The following is a 15,198-nucleotide window of genomic DNA, read 5'->3' as shown; positions in this document are numbered from 1 at the left end:
GACGCGCTTGAGTCATGCTGTCACGAAACCCAAGGTGATGCACATCTGCCTGTCGGACGGTTGGGGCGGACTGGAAATGTATCCATCCCGAATTATACCGGAGCTTGTGGCGCAAGGGTGGGGTGTACATGGTCTTGCTCTGGAAGGCTCCAAGGTGGCCTCCTGTATGGCCGAAGCCGGGGTTGAACCGCTGACGGTGAGATCCCGGGGCAGGGCATTGACAAGTATTCGCCGACTGCTGGCCTATCTGCGAACACATGATATCCGCCTGCTTCACTGCCATAAGTCCAGTGATCTGCGCTTGGCAGCACTGGCTGCCACCTTACGCCCAGGCATCAAGGTGGTGTTTACCGATCACATGGGAGTGACTCGGCCGAAGAAGGATCTTTACCATCGCTGGGCCTATGGGCGAGTCAGTCGTGTGCTGTCGATCAGCGAAGCGACACGCAAGCGCAACATCAAGGCATTTCCGCTACCCGCCTCGCGCATTCAACGCCTCTATCTGGGCATCGATCCCCATCATTTTGCTCCCCACCTGGATGCGGCCGAACGGCGAGCACTACGTACAAGCCTGGGTATTCCCTCAGGGAGTGTGACCCTGGGGGTGGCCGGACGTCTGACGCCAGGAAAGGGGCAGAAGGTATTTGTCGAGGCCATGGTGGAGGTCATTCGAGAGCATCCCGAACTCCACGCCCATGGTGTGATCATCGGTGGACTCAGCGCAGAAGAGGGCAGCCGCGAGGATTACGTTGCTGAGCTTCAAACGCTGGTGAGAGAGCAGGGGCTGGCTGAGCACATTACCTTCACCGGTTTCCGCCGAGACCTCGCACGATTGTTCGAGATACTCGACGTGGTCTGTGTGCCGTCGCGCAATGAGGCCTTTGGGCTGACAGTGATCGAGGCCATGGCCGCAGGCAAGGCCGTCATAGGGTCCGCCAGTGGTGCCATTCCTGAGTTGATCGATGCGCATAGCGGGCGCCTGGCCGATCCTCAGTCGGCTCACCACTGGGCAACTGGCATGACGGAACTGGCCGGCAGTGTTTCCTTGCGTGAGCGGCTAGGCGACGAAGCCAGGGCGAGAGTGAGTGCTCACTTTCTTCTCTCGTCACATGTACAGGGCCTGATCAATGTCTATGCAGAAGTGCTGGCGGAATAGCCCTGCTGAATGTCCATGAGTGCCGCATTGGCAGAGGTCGGGCTGGTACAGAATTTGGCCAGTGAACGCCCCAGGCGCTCGAGGTTCTTGGCCTGCCAGGCACCTTGGCGGCGTAATTGGCAGCGATCGAAATCGATCAGCCATGGATTGGCGTTGGTGTCGATCAACAGATTGCGGGCATTGAGGTCGACATGGTCGAGACCATGATCATGAAAGCGTCGGATTATTCTGCCGACACGTTGTAGCAGGTCGCTGTCAGCACTGTCGGCCATCAAGTGATCGGCCAGCGGAATGCTTTCGGGGAGACGTTCGGTGATCAGTGTGGCTTCGTAAGTCAGGCCGTGCCGGGTCACACCGCCGAGAATAGGGCGTGGCACGGGAAGGCCGGCAGCGAAGAGGTCGGCTGTCAGGCGCATTTCCCGGAAGGCGCGTGTGCGTTCAAGCCCTGTCCACACATAACGGCGGGTGGAAAGTTTGGCGATAAGGCCGCCGCGGCGATAGGGTCGCAATACCCAATGACGATCTCCCAGGTCAAGAAACAGGCTCTGGCCTCGCCCCGAGGCCTGGCCAACGACATGACCAAGGCGTTGCCAATAGGCGGGTTCAAGCATGTCGGGACTGATCTTCAAGCTGCTTTTGGCCTTCAAGGCCGCTTCGGTTTGTGGTTCCTCTATTTGTGAAGCTGCAGTACCGTCACATAAACTGACGGCATCGTATAAAATGCCTACCCCTACCGATTGATACGTTGCCAATTGCATGAAGCATCCTCTGCCCACTCGTCCTACCCACATCGGCGTGCTGCGACTCTCCGCTCTGGGGGACGTCTGCAACCTGGTGCCCACGGTGCGTGCCCTGCAACGCCAATGGCCTGAGGCTCGGATCACCTGGATCATCGGCAAGGGCGAGTACAGTCTACTGGCCGGCCTGTCAGGGGTCGAGTTCATCGTCTATGACAAGTCCACGGGACTGGCTGGCATGCGCGCGCTATGGCGGCAACTGGCGGACACCCGATTTGATGTCCTGTTGCACATGCAACAGGCGCTGCGTGCCAGTGTGCTGTCCCTGGGGCTCAAGGCTGATGTCCGGGTCGGTTTCGATAAGGACCGGGCCAAGGACCGCCAGTACTGGTTTACTCATCGCCAGATTGATCCCCGCCCGCGAGCTCATGTTCTGGAGTCTTTCATGGACTTTGCCCGTCTGCTGGGCGTTGAGGACACCAGCCTTCACTGGGACTTGCCGATCCCTGACCAGGCCTATGAGGAAGCCCGGCGTTATACGGGTGATGCCCGTTATATGCTGATCAGCCCTTGCGCCAATCCGAGATTGCGCAATTTCCGCAACTGGTCTGCCGAAGGATATGCCGCAGTGGTCGAACACGTTTTTGTCCAGTACGGCCTGAAAACGGTGATGACAGGAGGCGGAAGCACTCAGGAGAGGGAAATGGGGCAGCGTATCAAGGCGTTGTGTCAACCTGAAGCGGTGATCGATGCGATAGGTGCCACTTCGCTCAAGGGACTGCTGGCGCTGATCGATCGTGCTCAGGTCGTGGTCGGTCCAGATTCCGGGCCGGTGCATATGGCCAACGCCGTGAATACTCCGGTAGTGGGTTTGTATGCGACCACTAACCCCGATCGTGCGGCACCCTATCTATGGCGTAAGCAGGTGGTGAATCGTTATCCCCAGGCGGTGAAGGACTTTCTTCACGAAGACCCAGAAACCATCAACTGGGGGCGCCGGGTACGTCATCCTGAGGCCATGTCGTTGATTTGTGCCGAAGATGTAATCGATCACCTCGATGGACTGCTCAATGAGGCGCATAGTGACGCCTTGCCAACTTCCACCGACCAGGAAAGTGAGTTCCCCGATGAAGCTTGATCTGACCGCGCTAGAGTGCTCCCGTGTACTGGTGGTAGGAGATGTCATGCTGGATCGCTACTGGCATGGAGGCACCTCACGGATTTCGCCAGAGGCCCCCGTACCGGTAGTGCGGGTTGAAGAATGTGAAGACCGACCCGGTGGCGCAGCCAACGTGGCGCTCAATATCGCTTCCCTGGGAGCCCTGGCATCGCTGGCCGGATTGGTCGGTGATGACGACAATGCCGATCGTCTGACCCAACGCCTGGAGGAGGTGGGAGTAAATACTTACTTTCATCGTACCCCTGGCATTCCCACGATCACCAAGTTAAGGGTGATGAGTCGCAACCAGCAGTTGATCCGCCTGGATTTCGAGGACGGTCTGGAAAAGATCGATACCAAGGGATTGGCGCCGCGGCTGGCAGAAGCCGTGGCGGCATCGGATCTGGTCATCCTGTCTGATTATGGCAAGGGAACCCTGAGCAATATCGAGTGGGTCATCTCGCATATTCGCAGCACTGGCAAGCGTGTACTGGTCGATCCAAAAGGAACAGACTTCAGCCGTTATCGCGGTGCCAGTGTGATTACGCCCAATCTGGCCGAGTTCGAGGCCGTGGTTGGGCACTGCGCCACCGATGAAGAACTGGCTGCCAAGGGTGAGGCATTGCGTGCGGACCTGGAGCTTGAAGCCTTGCTCATCACCCGCAGCGAGAAAGGCATGACACTGATTCGTGAGGGCTACGAACCATTGCATATGCCGACCCGGGCGCGGGAAGTCTATGATGTGACGGGTGCCGGCGACACCGTGATCGCGGTGCTAGGGTTGGCCCTGGCGGCAGGACACAGCTTCCACGAGGCAATGACTCTATCTAACCTGGCCGCTGGTCTGGTTGTGGCCAAGCCTGGAACGGCGACGTTGTCGATTGCCGAACTGTATACGGCACTGCATGGCGACAAGCTGGCCGAATATGGCCTGATTGAAGAGGTCGCCCTGGTTCAGGCCGTACGTGCCGCCCAGGCGCGTGGTGAGAAGGTGGTCATGACCAATGGCTGCTTCGACATTCTGCATGCCGGTCATGTCGCTTATCTGGAGCATGCGCGCCAACTGGGGGATCGCCTGATTGTTGCTGTCAACGATGATGCATCCATTGCTCGCCTGAAAGGGCCCAAGCGCCCGATCAACCCGCTGAGTCGGCGTATGCAGGTGCTGGCCGGACTTGGTGCCGTGGACTGGGTCGTACCTTTCAGCGAGGATACCCCGGCCCGACTGATCGAAGCAGTATTGCCGGATATCCTGGTCAAGGGCGGCGACTACCGCCCGGAAGACATCGCAGGAGGTGGCGCAGTGATGGCCAATGGCGGAGAAGTGAAGGTGCTAGGTTTTGAAGATGGCGTGTCCACCACCGCCATGATATCCACTATTCTCGACCGCGAGAGCTGATGACCAGCCGTTATTCCTGGACTCGCCATGCCTACTCGGCAGCACTGATCCTGCTGTCACCGCTGATCTGGCGTCGGGTGTGGCGTGAACAGCTTCCCGGGCGCTCCCGAGCCGAGCGCCTGGGCATGTTGCCTCCTCCGGCCGACACGCGCCCGAGGCTATGGTTGCACTGTGCGTCCCTGGGAGAGGTCATTGCTGCACGACCGCTGATTCGTGAGCTGCGTATACGCCACCCAGGTCATCGACTGGTGGTCAGTACCATGACAGCCACAGGTGCTGAACGTGTTGCGGCACTGGTCGAGGATGTACCGGAGACTGAGACGGTTGCTCCTCTGAGCCATGTTTTCGTGGCCTTGGATTTTCCTCTTTGTGCACAACGCTTCATCGATCAGTTGGCGCCGGAACTGGCCATCTTCTTCGAGACCGAGTTATGGCCCAACCTGCTGCATGCCTGCAGCAAGCGACACATCCCAATCGCTGTCGTCAATGGACGCATGTCCCTCAGTGCATATCGCGGCTATCGCCGTCTGCGCTGGTTGATGGCCAATGCGCTTGGACGGATCGACTGGCTGGCGGCCAAATCCGAAGTTGATGCAGAACGTTTTGAAAGCCTGGGCATGAAGCCCTCTCATGTCCAGGTTGTGGGATCAATGAAGTTTGATATGTCCGTTGATGACGGCACATACAGGGTTAGTGAGGACTTGCATACTTCCATTGGTCACCGTCCAGTCTGGGTGGCGGGATCGACGCATCACGGTGAGGATGAACTGGTGCTCAAGGCTCACGCCCGGGTGCGCGAGCGATTCGAGGATGCGCTATTGGTCATCGTGCCACGCCACCCACAGCGTTTCGATGAAGTCGCCGAGTTATGCCAGCAAGCTGGCTTCACCACCGTACGTCGCTCGCGTGGACGTACGCCCAGCGCCAAGGCCCAGGTTTACCTAGGCGATACCATGGGAGAGTTGCTGGCGCTATATGGCACAGCAGATCTGGCGTTTGTAGGGGGCAGCCTGGTGCCTGTCGGCGGTCACAACCTGTTGGAGCCTGCTGTGATGGGTGTTCCGGTGGTAACCGGGCCCGAACTGGCCAATTTCGAAGACGTGGCCGAAGCCTTGCGTGATGCTGGGGCTTTGGTCGAGGTAGCGGATGGTGACGAGCTTTCCGAGCGAGTCATCGCATTGCTGGAAGATGCTGAGCAGTGCAAGCGTCTCCGTGAAGCAGGGTTGCTGGTGATCGAGACACATAGAGGGGCGCTTGAGGCGACCCTGACGGGTCTATGTCACTTGCGTGAAGAGGGGCCTGGGCAGCCTTCATCTGCCTTGTCGACCCCCCCCTGAAGGGAGATACCTTCTTTTCCACTTCTGTCGAATGTCAGTGAGTGTTTACTCCGGGATGCTTGCTCCGGAATGCCTACTGCGACAGGAGTCGGCTGACGCCATCTTCACTGCCAAGCAGCAGAACATCCGCCGGACGGGCGGCAAAAAGGCCATTGGTGACGACGCCTGCAATAGCATTGATGCGAGCCTCCATGGCCACCGGGTCGTCAATCATGAACTCATAGCAATCAAGAATCTGGTTGCCATTGTCGGTGATGACTCCCTGACGGTAGACCGGATCCGCGCCCAGCTTGACCAGTTCACGAGCAACGTAGGAACGGGCCATGGGAATGACCTCGACCGGCAGCGGAAAATTCCCCAGACGCTCCACGCGCTTGGAAGCATCAGCGATGCAGATGAAGGTCTTGCAGCAAGCGGCCACGATCTTTTCGCGGGTCAACGCTGCTCCCCCGCCTTTGATCATATGTAAGTGAGCATTCACTTCGTCTGCGCCATCTATATAGACTGGCATGGTGCCCACTTCATTGAGTTCGAAAACATCAATGCCGTGATCCTTGAGGCGCTTGGCACTGGCCTCGCTACTGGCCACGGCACCACGAAAGTCGCCACGCAATGCAGCCAGGCGATCGATGAAACAATTGGCGGTAGAGCCTGTGCCGATACCTATCACGATGTCGTTTCCGAGCATCGGGCGCACCTCTTCGATGGCGGCGGCGGCAACGGCGTCTTTGAGTTCGTCTTGGGTCATGGCGGGCAAGCGTTTCCTGAAAAGTGTTTGTGCCGAGCCATTATAAGCGATGGATATCTGTACTGCTGGACGTTGGCCCCGGCGCAATGCTACCAATAGATGATTTTTCGCCTTTCTCTACACGTTGGACACCAGAATGCTTGAAGCTACTGTCAAGAAGATCCTCCAGGCTCGGGTATACGAAGCTGCGCGGGAAACACCGATCTCCCCTGCTCCCATATTGTCACGTCGCTTCAGCAATCAAATTCTGATCAAGCGCGAGGATCTGCAGCCTGTCCACTCGTTCAAGATTCGTGGTGCATACAACAAGATGGCCCAGTTGAGCGAGGCGCAGAGGGCCAAGGGAGTGATCGCGGCCTCAGCAGGCAATCATGCCCAGGGCCTGGCCATGGCGGCCAAGCTGATGGGGGTCAAGGCTGTCATCGTGATGCCGCGCATTACTCCGGAGATCAAGGTGGCCGCAGTGCGCGGCTGGGGAGCCAAGGTTGTGCTCAAGGGCGATGCTTTTGATGCAGCTTCGGAGCATGCCCAGGAGCTGGTCAAGGAGCACGGCTACACCTATATCCCGCCCTTTGACGACATTGATGTGGTCGCGGGCCAGGGAACGGTGGCCATGGAGATTCTGCGACAGCACAGCGGGCCGATCGATGCAGTGTTCATCCCTGTGGGAGGCGGCGGCCTGCTGGCCGGCATGGCAGCGTACATCAAGTACCTGCGCCCGGAGATCAAGGTGATCGGGGTCGAGTCAGAAGACAGCGCTTGTCTCAAGGCTGCGATGAAGGCCGGAAAGCGAGTCGTGCTGGAGCATGTAGGCGTCTTTGCCGAAGGTGTGGCAGTGGCCCAGATTGGCAAGGTGCCATTCCAGATCGTGCGTGATCTGGTCGACGATGTCATTACTGTGAACACGGACGAGATGTGTGCCGCGGTCAAGGATATCTTCGAGGATACCCGCGCGGTGTCAGAAACCTCTGGTGCCCTGTCCCTGGCTGGCTTGAAGAAATACATCCAGCAGACTGGCGCTGAAGGGCAGACCCTGGTGTGTGTCAACTCAGGGGCCAACACCAATTTTGATCGCCTGCAGCATATCGCAGAGCGGACGGAACTTGGGGAGCAGCGTGAGGCTATCCTGGCAGTGACCATTCCCGAGGTCCCCGGGAGTTTCAAGAAGTTCTGCCGCACCATCGGCAAGCGAATGGTGACGGAATTCAACTATCGTTATGCCGATGAAGAGAATGCTCATATCTTCGTGGGTGTCCAGGTCAAGCCAGGTGGAGAAGATCGCCAGGCCGTGATCGAGCGTTTGCGTGAAGCTGGCTATCCAGTAGAGGACCTCACGGACAATGAGCTGGCCAAGCTGCATATCCGCCATCTGGGCGGCGGACGCCCAAAGTCTCGCTTCGACGAAGAAGTCTATCGCTTCGAATTTCCCGAGCGCCCCGGCGCTCTGATGAACTTCCTGACTCACCTTCCCCAGGACTGGAATATTTCCCTGTTTCATTATCGCAACCACGGCGCTGCATTCGGCCGGGTGCTGGTGGGTATGCAGGTCCCCAATGGCGACCGTACTCATGTCGAAGAGTATTTTGACAAGATCGGTTATCACTATTGGAAGGAAAGCAATAATCCGGCCTATAAATTATTCATGGCCTGAAAATAAGCCTGCTAAATTTCAGGCATGGACGCTCTAGAAACGGAATTTATCAGGATGCTAAGCCGAGTCATCTGACTTTAGTGTAAGAATTAGATGACTTTGCATGTTGTCTATGGCTTCTTTCATTCAAGCCGCGTATTCTTCGCGCGGATTGAGTGTTAGCTCTCTCGGATTTTTCCCAGAGATGCTGGCGAAAGGCTGATATCGCGTTTACGCATTGATCGTTGGTTATGTCGCGATTTGTCATCCTTTCAATAGCGCTCTATATTCTGTTTCAGCTAATGAATGCTCATGGGAGGGAAGCACGAGCTTGTGTTTCCCATGCGCTTGCGGTCGGTAACGATCGCTAAGGGAGTCAGGGGATGAATCGCAAGCCCGATCTAGTTGCGGTGCTGGTTTTGGTATTCGCTATCGGGGTCGTTGCCACCGGCTACGCTCAGGCACTGGTAGGTGGTTGAACAGGCGGTAGAAGCAGAAAAAGCCACCTGAAGACAGCATAGTTGTCTGTGCGAAATCGAACATTCAAACTCCGGTTGTTCCATACAAAGGAACAACCGGAGTTTTCCTTTTTAAAGGAAACAGTGTTCTTTAAATAGCAATATTAGGAAGCCCGGCTTGGGCGATTCGAGCGGTGAAACATCGCGGATGAAAAGCGTCGTCAATTCCCGGGACGTATGACCCGCATATCCGTTGCAATGGCATCAAGAGGTACATCCCAGGAAGCGATGGGTAGTTTCTCCATGCGTTGCACTTCATGGGCAAGGCCGATGAGTTTTGGTCTAGGTCCGGGGTTGCCGCGCTCAGGGTGAGTGAAGGCCAGGGTCCGGTCATAGAAGCCGCCACCCATGCCTAGGCGTTGTCCTTGGTCATCAAACCCCACCAGTGGCATCAGGATGACACTCAGGGCCCAGGCCGGCAGGCGCCGGGCGGGGTGGGCTCCGTGGCGAGTGTCCGGCTCCTGGATGCCGAAGCGGTTTCGGACCATGGGGGTGTTGTGGTCATAACGCACAAACCACAAGGCATTGTTGGCCAGCGGCCGAAGCACGGGCAAATAGGCATGAGCACCGCGGCGATGTAGCCAATCCAGCAGAGGCCGAGGGTCGATTTCTCCATCGTTGGGCAGGTACAAGGCCACACGACGTGCCGCCAGCAGCTCTGGCAGGCTGCGCAGTTGGGCACCCAAGGCTTTGCTGGCTGCCTTTTGCTGGGCGGCGCTGAGGGCTCTTCTGCGCTGTCGTAACTCGCGGCGCAGTTGAGAACGGAGCAGTTGAGAGCTATGTAGCTGGGAATTTTGTTGCCGCTGAGCCTGAGATGCCTGCCCAGAGCAGATGGAGGAGAAGTCTGTCACGTGAACCTCGCGTCCGGAGAAATCCGTCATCAGCGAGGATATTACAGGAGTGTCATGCAGGAGGCGTACTGACAACCGTCATACCCTCCAGGAGAGTCCATATCTGTTGTGGCAACAGATGAGCCTTTCAAGCTTCAATGTCCGCTTTCAGATGCAAGCGTCGAATGAAGAGTTCCCCAGAATGCCGCTGTCGTTCTGGCCCTTGAACCCAAGGTTCAAGGTGGGTGGCCGCAGTCGGACCGTCAGGCTTTCCGTCGCACGGACTTGCACACAGGGCCGACTAGCATATGGCCCCCTGGGTACTGCGCATAGGCTCGAGGGACGATAAACAACTGGCGCACACCCCAGGGAACCCCTTCATCGTACCAGAGCCACGGCCGCGCCCAAAGTGAATAACTCAATATCGGCTCAACGAATCCAACGCAGAGCCGTCCTTCACTGGAGAATTACGCAAGCAGCAAAGAAACGATCGCTCAACGACGATCGGGGCTGGGGGCTCCCGACAGGGCCTGGGTCAGGCGCTCGTTCAGGGCATTGACGCTCTGTTCGCTGGAACGTCTCTCGTCATGCAGCTCAAGCAACTCATTGGCCAGGTTCAGGGCTGCCATGATGGCGACTTTCTCGCGATCCAGAATCTTGCCCTGTGCATGGATGCCCTGCATGGCGCGGTCCAGGTAGCGAGCTGCCCGCTCCAGTCTTTCCTGCTGATCAGGCGGACAGGCGATAGTGTAGGAGCGCTCAAGCAGGGAAATATCGGTAGTGTGCCGGGTTGCGTCGGTCATGGGCTGGCTCCAGGCGCCTGGAAATAGGACAGCAGCGCAGTGCAGGCAGCAATGCGTTACCATCAGGATATCGATTGCCAGTCACTATATGAGAGCCCTCGCGGACTGGTCAACGCCGTATCTCGGGGGCTCGAATGGATACTACTATGTCATTGATCAGCGAACGTCAGGATTTTTCAACCATTGCCGATGTATTTCTCTTGCATGGCAGCATGCAATCCCCCGCCTTCCTTGATGGACGCCTGTGTGCATCCCTGGCACTTCACGACCTGAGTGCCGAAGTCTGGCTGGAAGAAGTATGCATGAGTCTTGGTGTTGAGCAGCCGCGTGACGAGCCCAGTGCCGAACGCCTGTTGGCCTGGCGTCGTCAGACCCTGGATGCCTTGGCGGCCAGTGAGCTGAACTTCGAGCCTCTCCTTCCAGATGAAGTATTTTCCTTGGCTGAGCGTGCCCAGGGACTCAAGGAGTGGACGCTGGGATTCATGGAAGTCATAGAGGATGCTGGTGATGATGCGCGTACGAAATGGTCGGCAGCTCTGCGAGAGGCCATTGAGGATCTTGCCGGTCTGACGGGAATAGAAACCGACATTGACGACAACGCCGAGAATGAAGGCGATTTATTCGCCTTGTCCGAGCATGCTCGCATGGCCGCGATGCTGCTCTACACCGAGCAGCACCCGGGCCAGCCCCAGGTGGAGAAGGTGGATGAGGACTCCAGGACCACGCACTGAATTATCCCATCATCAGCTTTCCAGGATCGCTGAACTCTCCCGAAAACTGATCTCTGAACCTCCTGAGCCCATAAGCCTGGAGGAATACCGTCAGCGCCGCCAGGCGCTGATGGGCGCTCTTCCCTCCCCTGGTGTCGTTGTCGTGCGTGGTGCGCATCCCGTAATGCGCTCACGAGACAGTGAATACCCATTCCGCCAGAACAGCGACTTGCATTATCTGTGTGGCTTCCCCGAACCTGAAGCCTTGCTGGTGCTGTTACCCGAGCCGCCGCAACAGCATGATGTCGATCGCAAGGATGGCACGGCTCTCAGCGTATTGTTTTGCCAGGACAGGGATGTAGAGCTGGAGCGCTGGATGGGCCCCCGTCTAGGTGCCAGCGGTGCTCGGCAGCTGTTTGGCATCGATCATGCGATAGAAAACCGCGAGCGGGAGGCGGCGCTTGATCATCTGCTTGCCGGGCATGAGCGGGTCTATTGCAATGCCGGAGACAAGCACCTGGTAACGGAGCTGGAAGCGAGCCGTGAACGCCTGGCGTCTGCCGGCAAGGTGCCCCCCCAGTTTCACGACCTGGCATCGTACCTGGCCGCACGACGTATGCTGAAAAGCTCGGCTGAAATTGCTTTGCTGGAGCATGCAGCGAAAATCTCAGCGCTGGGCCATCTGCGTGCCATGGCCTGTGTTGGGCCGGGCTTGAAGGAATATCAGCTGCAAGCCGAGATCGAACACGTCTTTCGCTGGCATGGCGCGTCCGCTCCAGCCTATGAGTCGATTGTGGCGGGAGGGGCGAATGCCTGCGTCCTGCACTACATTGAGAACGACGGTGTCGTGCAGGACGGCGATCTGGTGTTGGTGGATGCCGGTGCCGAGTTTGCTTTATATGCGGGTGACATCAGCCGCACATTTCCAGCATCAGGGCGGTTCAGTAAACCCCAGCGTGCGCTGTACGATCTCGTGTTGCACGCCCAGAATCGTGCTATTGAGGCCGTACGCCCTGGCGTCAGCCTGGAGGATATCCACCGTGGTGTCGTGCGTGATCTGACCGCGGGCCTGATTCGCCAAGGGGTGCTGGAAGGGCCTCTGGAGGCCCGCCTGGCAGATCATAGCATTGCACCCTACTACCCCCATGCGACCTCCCACTGGCTGGGTCTGGATGTTCATGACACAGGCGCCTATCGCGAGGATGACGGTCGGTCGCGCCTGCTGGAGCCGGGAATGGTGCTCACGATTGAGCCCGGACTCTATATACACGAGAAGAATATATCGAAAGACACGGATGTTACTGCTCTCCGGGAAGTGTTCCTGGGAGAGCAGTGCGGCTTGGGGGTACGTATTGAAGATGATGTTGTGGTGACGGCCGATGGGGGCCGGGTCATCACCTCAGATGTTCCCAAGCAGGTGGATGATATTGAAGCCTGGATGAATACTGATTAGCCAGTTAGCAGGCTATCGGATATGCCGTTACGTAATGCTTTTTACAGGAAAGAATATGCCGGGTTGTCAGGCGGGTATGCCACGCGAACCGAAGGATTGCGATTCATCGTTATTATGTAATGTAGATATTGCCATCATTGGCGGTGGCTTGGTTGGCGCTAGTCTTGGGGCGGCACTGGCCCCGCTTGTGCAGCGCAAGGGGCTCCGGGTGGCCATTATCGAAGCCTTTCCTGTACTCGATTCCAATCAGGAACTGTGGCAGCCCAGTTTTGATGCCAGGTCCAGCGCGATAGCGGCAGGGTCTGCTGCACATTTCGAAAAACTGGGGGTGTGGCCGCAGATGGCCGAGCAGGCCAGCCCGATCTCACTGATCCATGTCAGTGAGCGGGGACGTCTGGGTGTGACCAGGTTGCGGGCGGCCGAGTTGGGGGTTGAAGCCATGGGGTATGTCGTCCCCAATGAATGGATGGGACGAGTACTGCATCGTCATCTGGCGACATTGCCACTGGAGTGGTTCTGCCCTGCGAAGGTGGAAAGCATTCAGGCAGTGAAAGGAGGGCATCTCCTTCGTCTCTCGACAGGCCAGACATTGCAGGCAGGCTTGACGGTACTGGCGGATGGTGGCCGATCCGGGATGAAGGAGGCGTTGGGTATCGCAAGTGATACCGAGTCCTATGACCAGGTCGCCCTGATCACCAATGTGACGGTCAGCCGTCCTCATCGCGGTACCGCCTATGAGCGCTTTGCGGCGGAAGGGCCCATTGCCCTGTTACCGTTGCAGGGGCAAGGCATGGGCCTGGTCTGGACGCACTCGCAGGGCGCTGAGCAGCGCCGCATGGAACTGTCGGATCAGGACTTTTTGGCCGAGCTTCAACACGCCTTCGGTGAGCGTGCAGGCGCCTTTCTCAAAGTAGGAACCCGGCATGCCTACCCACTATCACTGGTGACGGCACGTGAGACAGTGCGCCCTGGATTGGCGGTGCTGGGCAATGCGGCTCATGCCCTGCACCCTGTGGCCGGGCAAGGCTTCAATCTGGCCTTGCGTGGCGTCATGGATCTGGTCGAAGCAATCGAGAACGGCATGGCCAATGGGCAGGCACCCGGCAGTGCAGCAACACTTACGGATTTCGACGCACGCCGCGAGTCGGACCGGCGTAATGTCATTCGCTTCAGTGATGGCCTGATCCGGCTCTTCGACATTGATCAACCACTGATATCCCATATTCGTGCTGCTGGGCTGATCGGCCTCAATCTTGCCGATCCCTTGCGTCGCAGCCTGGCTCGTCGAGCCATGGGGGTTGAGAGATAGGGTAGAAAGATCGTAGTGGAGAGGTCGTAGTGGAGAGAAAGCGAGAGCAGGTCTCCCCAAGGGTCGGGTTATGAGATGATAGGCCAATCTGTTGAAGTGGACCTTGGGATGCAGGACAAGACTCAACAAGGTGCTGCGGCACCGCAGGATTTTGATGTTGTCATCGTGGGTATCGGCATGGTGGGGGCTGCGTTGGCAGCGCTTCTTGGCCGTGACGGGGTAAGTGTGGCCATGGTCGATGCTCGTCCCTTTTCCTTATCCCTGGATGGCGTGGGGGATGGCTTGCCGGCTCCCAGGGTCAGTGCGCTTACGCCTGTCTCCCAGCGCTTGCTAGGTAGTCTGAGGGCCTGGGAGACGATTCGCCAGCGCCGAGCGACGCCCTATACCGCCATGCACGTCTGGGATGGTGAAGGCTCGGGAAGTATCGCGTTCCGTGCGGATCAGGCCGGTGTCGCGACCCTGGGCCATATCGTCGAGAACGATGTGGTGCTTGCTGCGCTTGAGGAGCAACTGGAGCGAATGCCCAATGTGGTGCGTCTCTATGCACACAAGGTGTCTTCCCTGGAAGAGAGCGTGGAAGGACGGGCCGTCATGTTGGATGATGGCCGCAAGCTCAGGGCCGCCCTGGTGGTAGGTGCCGATGGCGCGCGTTCGCACTTGCGCAGCATGGCCGGGATCGATATCAGCGAGCGTGATACGGGGCATCATGCCCTGGTCACGACGGTGCGTACCGCTCTTCCCCACGCAGCCACGGCTCGCCAGGTGTTCCTTGCCAATGGCCCTTTGGCGTTTCTGCCGCTGACGGTAGATGGTGACGATCACTATTGCTCCATCGTCTGGTCAACCGCACCTGAGCACGCCAGCCAGCTGGCGTGCCTATCGCGGGAGGCGCTGGGGCAAGCCATGGCCCAGGCCTTCGATGACCGTCTCGGCAAGGTGGAGGTTCTCGACGAAGCTCGCACCTTCCCTTTGGCTCAGCGCCATGCTGTGACGTACCACCTGCCCGGATTGGCGCTGGTCGGTGATGCCGCTCATAGCATTCATCCATTGGCGGGGCAGGGCGTGAATCTGGGGCTGATGGACGCCGCGGTGCTTGCTGAAGAACTGCTGGAGGGCCGACGTCGAGGTGTCGGCTTCGGTGAAACGGCTGTGCTGGCTCGTTATGAACGCCGTAGGCGGGGAGACAACGCGACGATGCTGGCGCTGATGGATGGTTTCCGCCAGTTGTTTGGTGCTCGGCACCCGGCGGTGACCCTGCTGCGCAACTTCGGGCTCTCCAGCGTCAATCGGCTATCTCCGCTCAAGCGCCTGCTCATGCAGCAGGCAACAGGACAGAGAGGCCGGCTACCTCTGTCCTGTCGCTGAGTGGGTTCGTTGAGTGGATGATGGCTGAGTCACAGTGCTAGGCA

13 protein-coding genes and 1 other RNA gene are annotated in these 15,198 nt (G+C 58.2%); 9 read left to right on the top strand and 5 right to left on the bottom strand.

The features are described from left to right. The first annotated feature begins 7 nt into the window (after nucleotides 1-7). Nucleotides 8-1,156 carry a glycosyltransferase family 4 protein gene (locus E4T21_RS20340; RefSeq protein WP_240349231.1) on the top strand — a complete coding sequence of 383 codons (1,149 nt, stop codon included), beginning with the start codon at nucleotides 8-10 and terminating at the stop codon, nucleotides 1,154-1,156. On the opposite strand, the gene E4T21_RS20335 is transcribed toward E4T21_RS20340, so the two are convergent. Then, nucleotides 1,132-1,914 carry a 3-deoxy-D-manno-octulosonic acid kinase gene (locus E4T21_RS20335; RefSeq protein WP_149286764.1) on the bottom strand — a complete coding sequence of 261 codons (783 nt, stop codon included), beginning with the start codon at nucleotides 1,912-1,914 and terminating at the stop codon, nucleotides 1,132-1,134. The genes E4T21_RS20340 and E4T21_RS20335 overlap by 25 nt on opposite strands. Here E4T21_RS20335 and E4T21_RS20330 point away from each other — a divergent pair. The 3 genes from E4T21_RS20330 to waaA are packed head-to-tail and all read left to right on the top strand — an operon-like array spanning nucleotide 1,913 to nucleotide 5,788. Then, complete coding sequence (locus E4T21_RS20330; protein WP_149286763.1) at nucleotides 1,913-3,031, top strand: glycosyltransferase family 9 protein; 1,119 nt, start codon at nucleotides 1,913-1,915, stop codon at nucleotides 3,029-3,031. The genes E4T21_RS20335 and E4T21_RS20330 overlap by 2 nt on opposite strands. After that, nucleotides 3,021-4,451 (top strand): bifunctional D-glycero-beta-D-manno-heptose-7-phosphate kinase/D-glycero-beta-D-manno-heptose 1-phosphate adenylyltransferase HldE, encoded by a 1,431-nt coding sequence (gene hldE / locus E4T21_RS20325; protein ID WP_149286762.1) that lies wholly within the window; start codon nucleotides 3,021-3,023, stop codon nucleotides 4,449-4,451. Before E4T21_RS20330 ends, hldE begins: the two co-directional genes overlap by 11 nt. Next, a complete protein-coding gene (gene waaA / locus E4T21_RS20320; RefSeq protein ID WP_149286761.1) occupies nucleotides 4,451-5,788 on the top strand; it encodes a lipid IV(A) 3-deoxy-D-manno-octulosonic acid transferase in 1,338 nt (445 codons plus the stop codon). Before hldE ends, waaA begins: the two co-directional genes overlap by 1 nt. A 73-nt stretch (nucleotides 5,789-5,861) precedes the next feature. Here the strand turns inward: waaA and rpiA are convergent, their stop codons facing one another. Next, nucleotides 5,862-6,536 (bottom strand): ribose-5-phosphate isomerase RpiA, encoded by a 675-nt coding sequence (gene rpiA / locus E4T21_RS20315; RefSeq protein ID WP_149286760.1) that lies wholly within the window; start codon nucleotides 6,534-6,536, stop codon nucleotides 5,862-5,864. A gap of 136 nt (nucleotides 6,537-6,672) precedes the next feature. Between rpiA and ilvA the strand changes: the two genes are divergently transcribed. Further along, entirely contained in the window at nucleotides 6,673-8,187 is a 1,515-nt protein-coding gene (gene ilvA / locus E4T21_RS20310) for a threonine ammonia-lyase, biosynthetic (protein ID WP_149286759.1), read from the top strand. Nucleotides 8,188-8,845: 658 nt separating this feature from the next. On the opposite strand, the gene E4T21_RS20305 is transcribed toward ilvA, so the two are convergent. The 3 genes from E4T21_RS20305 to E4T21_RS20295 form a co-directional block, all read right to left on the bottom strand. Beyond that, nucleotides 8,846-9,610 carry a 5-formyltetrahydrofolate cyclo-ligase gene (locus tag E4T21_RS20305; protein WP_240349230.1) on the bottom strand — a complete coding sequence of 255 codons (765 nt, stop codon included), beginning with the start codon at nucleotides 9,608-9,610 and terminating at the stop codon, nucleotides 8,846-8,848. Between the two features lie 94 nt (nucleotides 9,611-9,704). After that, nucleotides 9,705-9,889, bottom strand: a non-coding RNA gene (ssrS, locus tag E4T21_RS20300) — 6S RNA. Nucleotides 9,890-10,008: 119 nt separating this feature from the next. Beyond that, nucleotides 10,009-10,317 (bottom strand): cell division protein ZapA, encoded by a 309-nt coding sequence (locus E4T21_RS20295; RefSeq protein ID WP_149286758.1) that lies wholly within the window; start codon nucleotides 10,315-10,317, stop codon nucleotides 10,009-10,011. 146 nt (nucleotides 10,318-10,463) lie between these two features. Here E4T21_RS20295 and E4T21_RS20290 point away from each other — a divergent pair, with 146 nt between their 5' ends. The 4 genes from E4T21_RS20290 (at nucleotide 10,464) to E4T21_RS20275 (ending at nucleotide 15,154) form a co-directional block, all read left to right on the top strand. Beyond that, on the top strand, nucleotides 10,464-11,048 hold the full coding sequence (locus tag E4T21_RS20290; RefSeq protein ID WP_149287346.1) for a UPF0149 family protein: 585 nt from the start codon (nucleotides 10,464-10,466) through the stop codon (nucleotides 11,046-11,048). Next, the gene (locus E4T21_RS20285) at nucleotides 11,023-12,480 is read left to right on the top strand and encodes an aminopeptidase P N-terminal domain-containing protein (protein ID WP_149286757.1); all 1,458 of its coding nucleotides are present in this window, start codon (nucleotides 11,023-11,025) and stop codon (nucleotides 12,478-12,480) included. Before E4T21_RS20290 ends, E4T21_RS20285 begins: the two co-directional genes overlap by 26 nt. 76 nt (nucleotides 12,481-12,556) lie before the next feature. Continuing rightward, nucleotides 12,557-13,789, top strand: a complete 1,233-nt coding sequence (ubiH, locus tag E4T21_RS20280) for a 2-octaprenyl-6-methoxyphenyl hydroxylase (RefSeq protein ID WP_149287345.1) — start codon at nucleotides 12,557-12,559, stop codon at nucleotides 13,787-13,789. A 108-nt stretch (nucleotides 13,790-13,897) separates the two neighbouring features. Further along, nucleotides 13,898-15,154 carry a UbiH/UbiF/VisC/COQ6 family ubiquinone biosynthesis hydroxylase gene (locus tag E4T21_RS20275; protein WP_149286756.1) on the top strand — a complete coding sequence of 419 codons (1,257 nt, stop codon included), beginning with the start codon at nucleotides 13,898-13,900 and terminating at the stop codon, nucleotides 15,152-15,154. The last annotated feature ends 44 nt before the right edge of the window (nucleotides 15,155-15,198 follow it).

The sequence above is a fragment of the Halomonas binhaiensis genome, assembly GCF_008329985.2.
Classification (GTDB): domain Bacteria; phylum Pseudomonadota; class Gammaproteobacteria; order Pseudomonadales; family Halomonadaceae; genus Halomonas; species Halomonas binhaiensis.
Note: the sequence above shows the minus strand (reverse complement) of the source record. Positions and strands in the feature narration are given on the sequence as shown.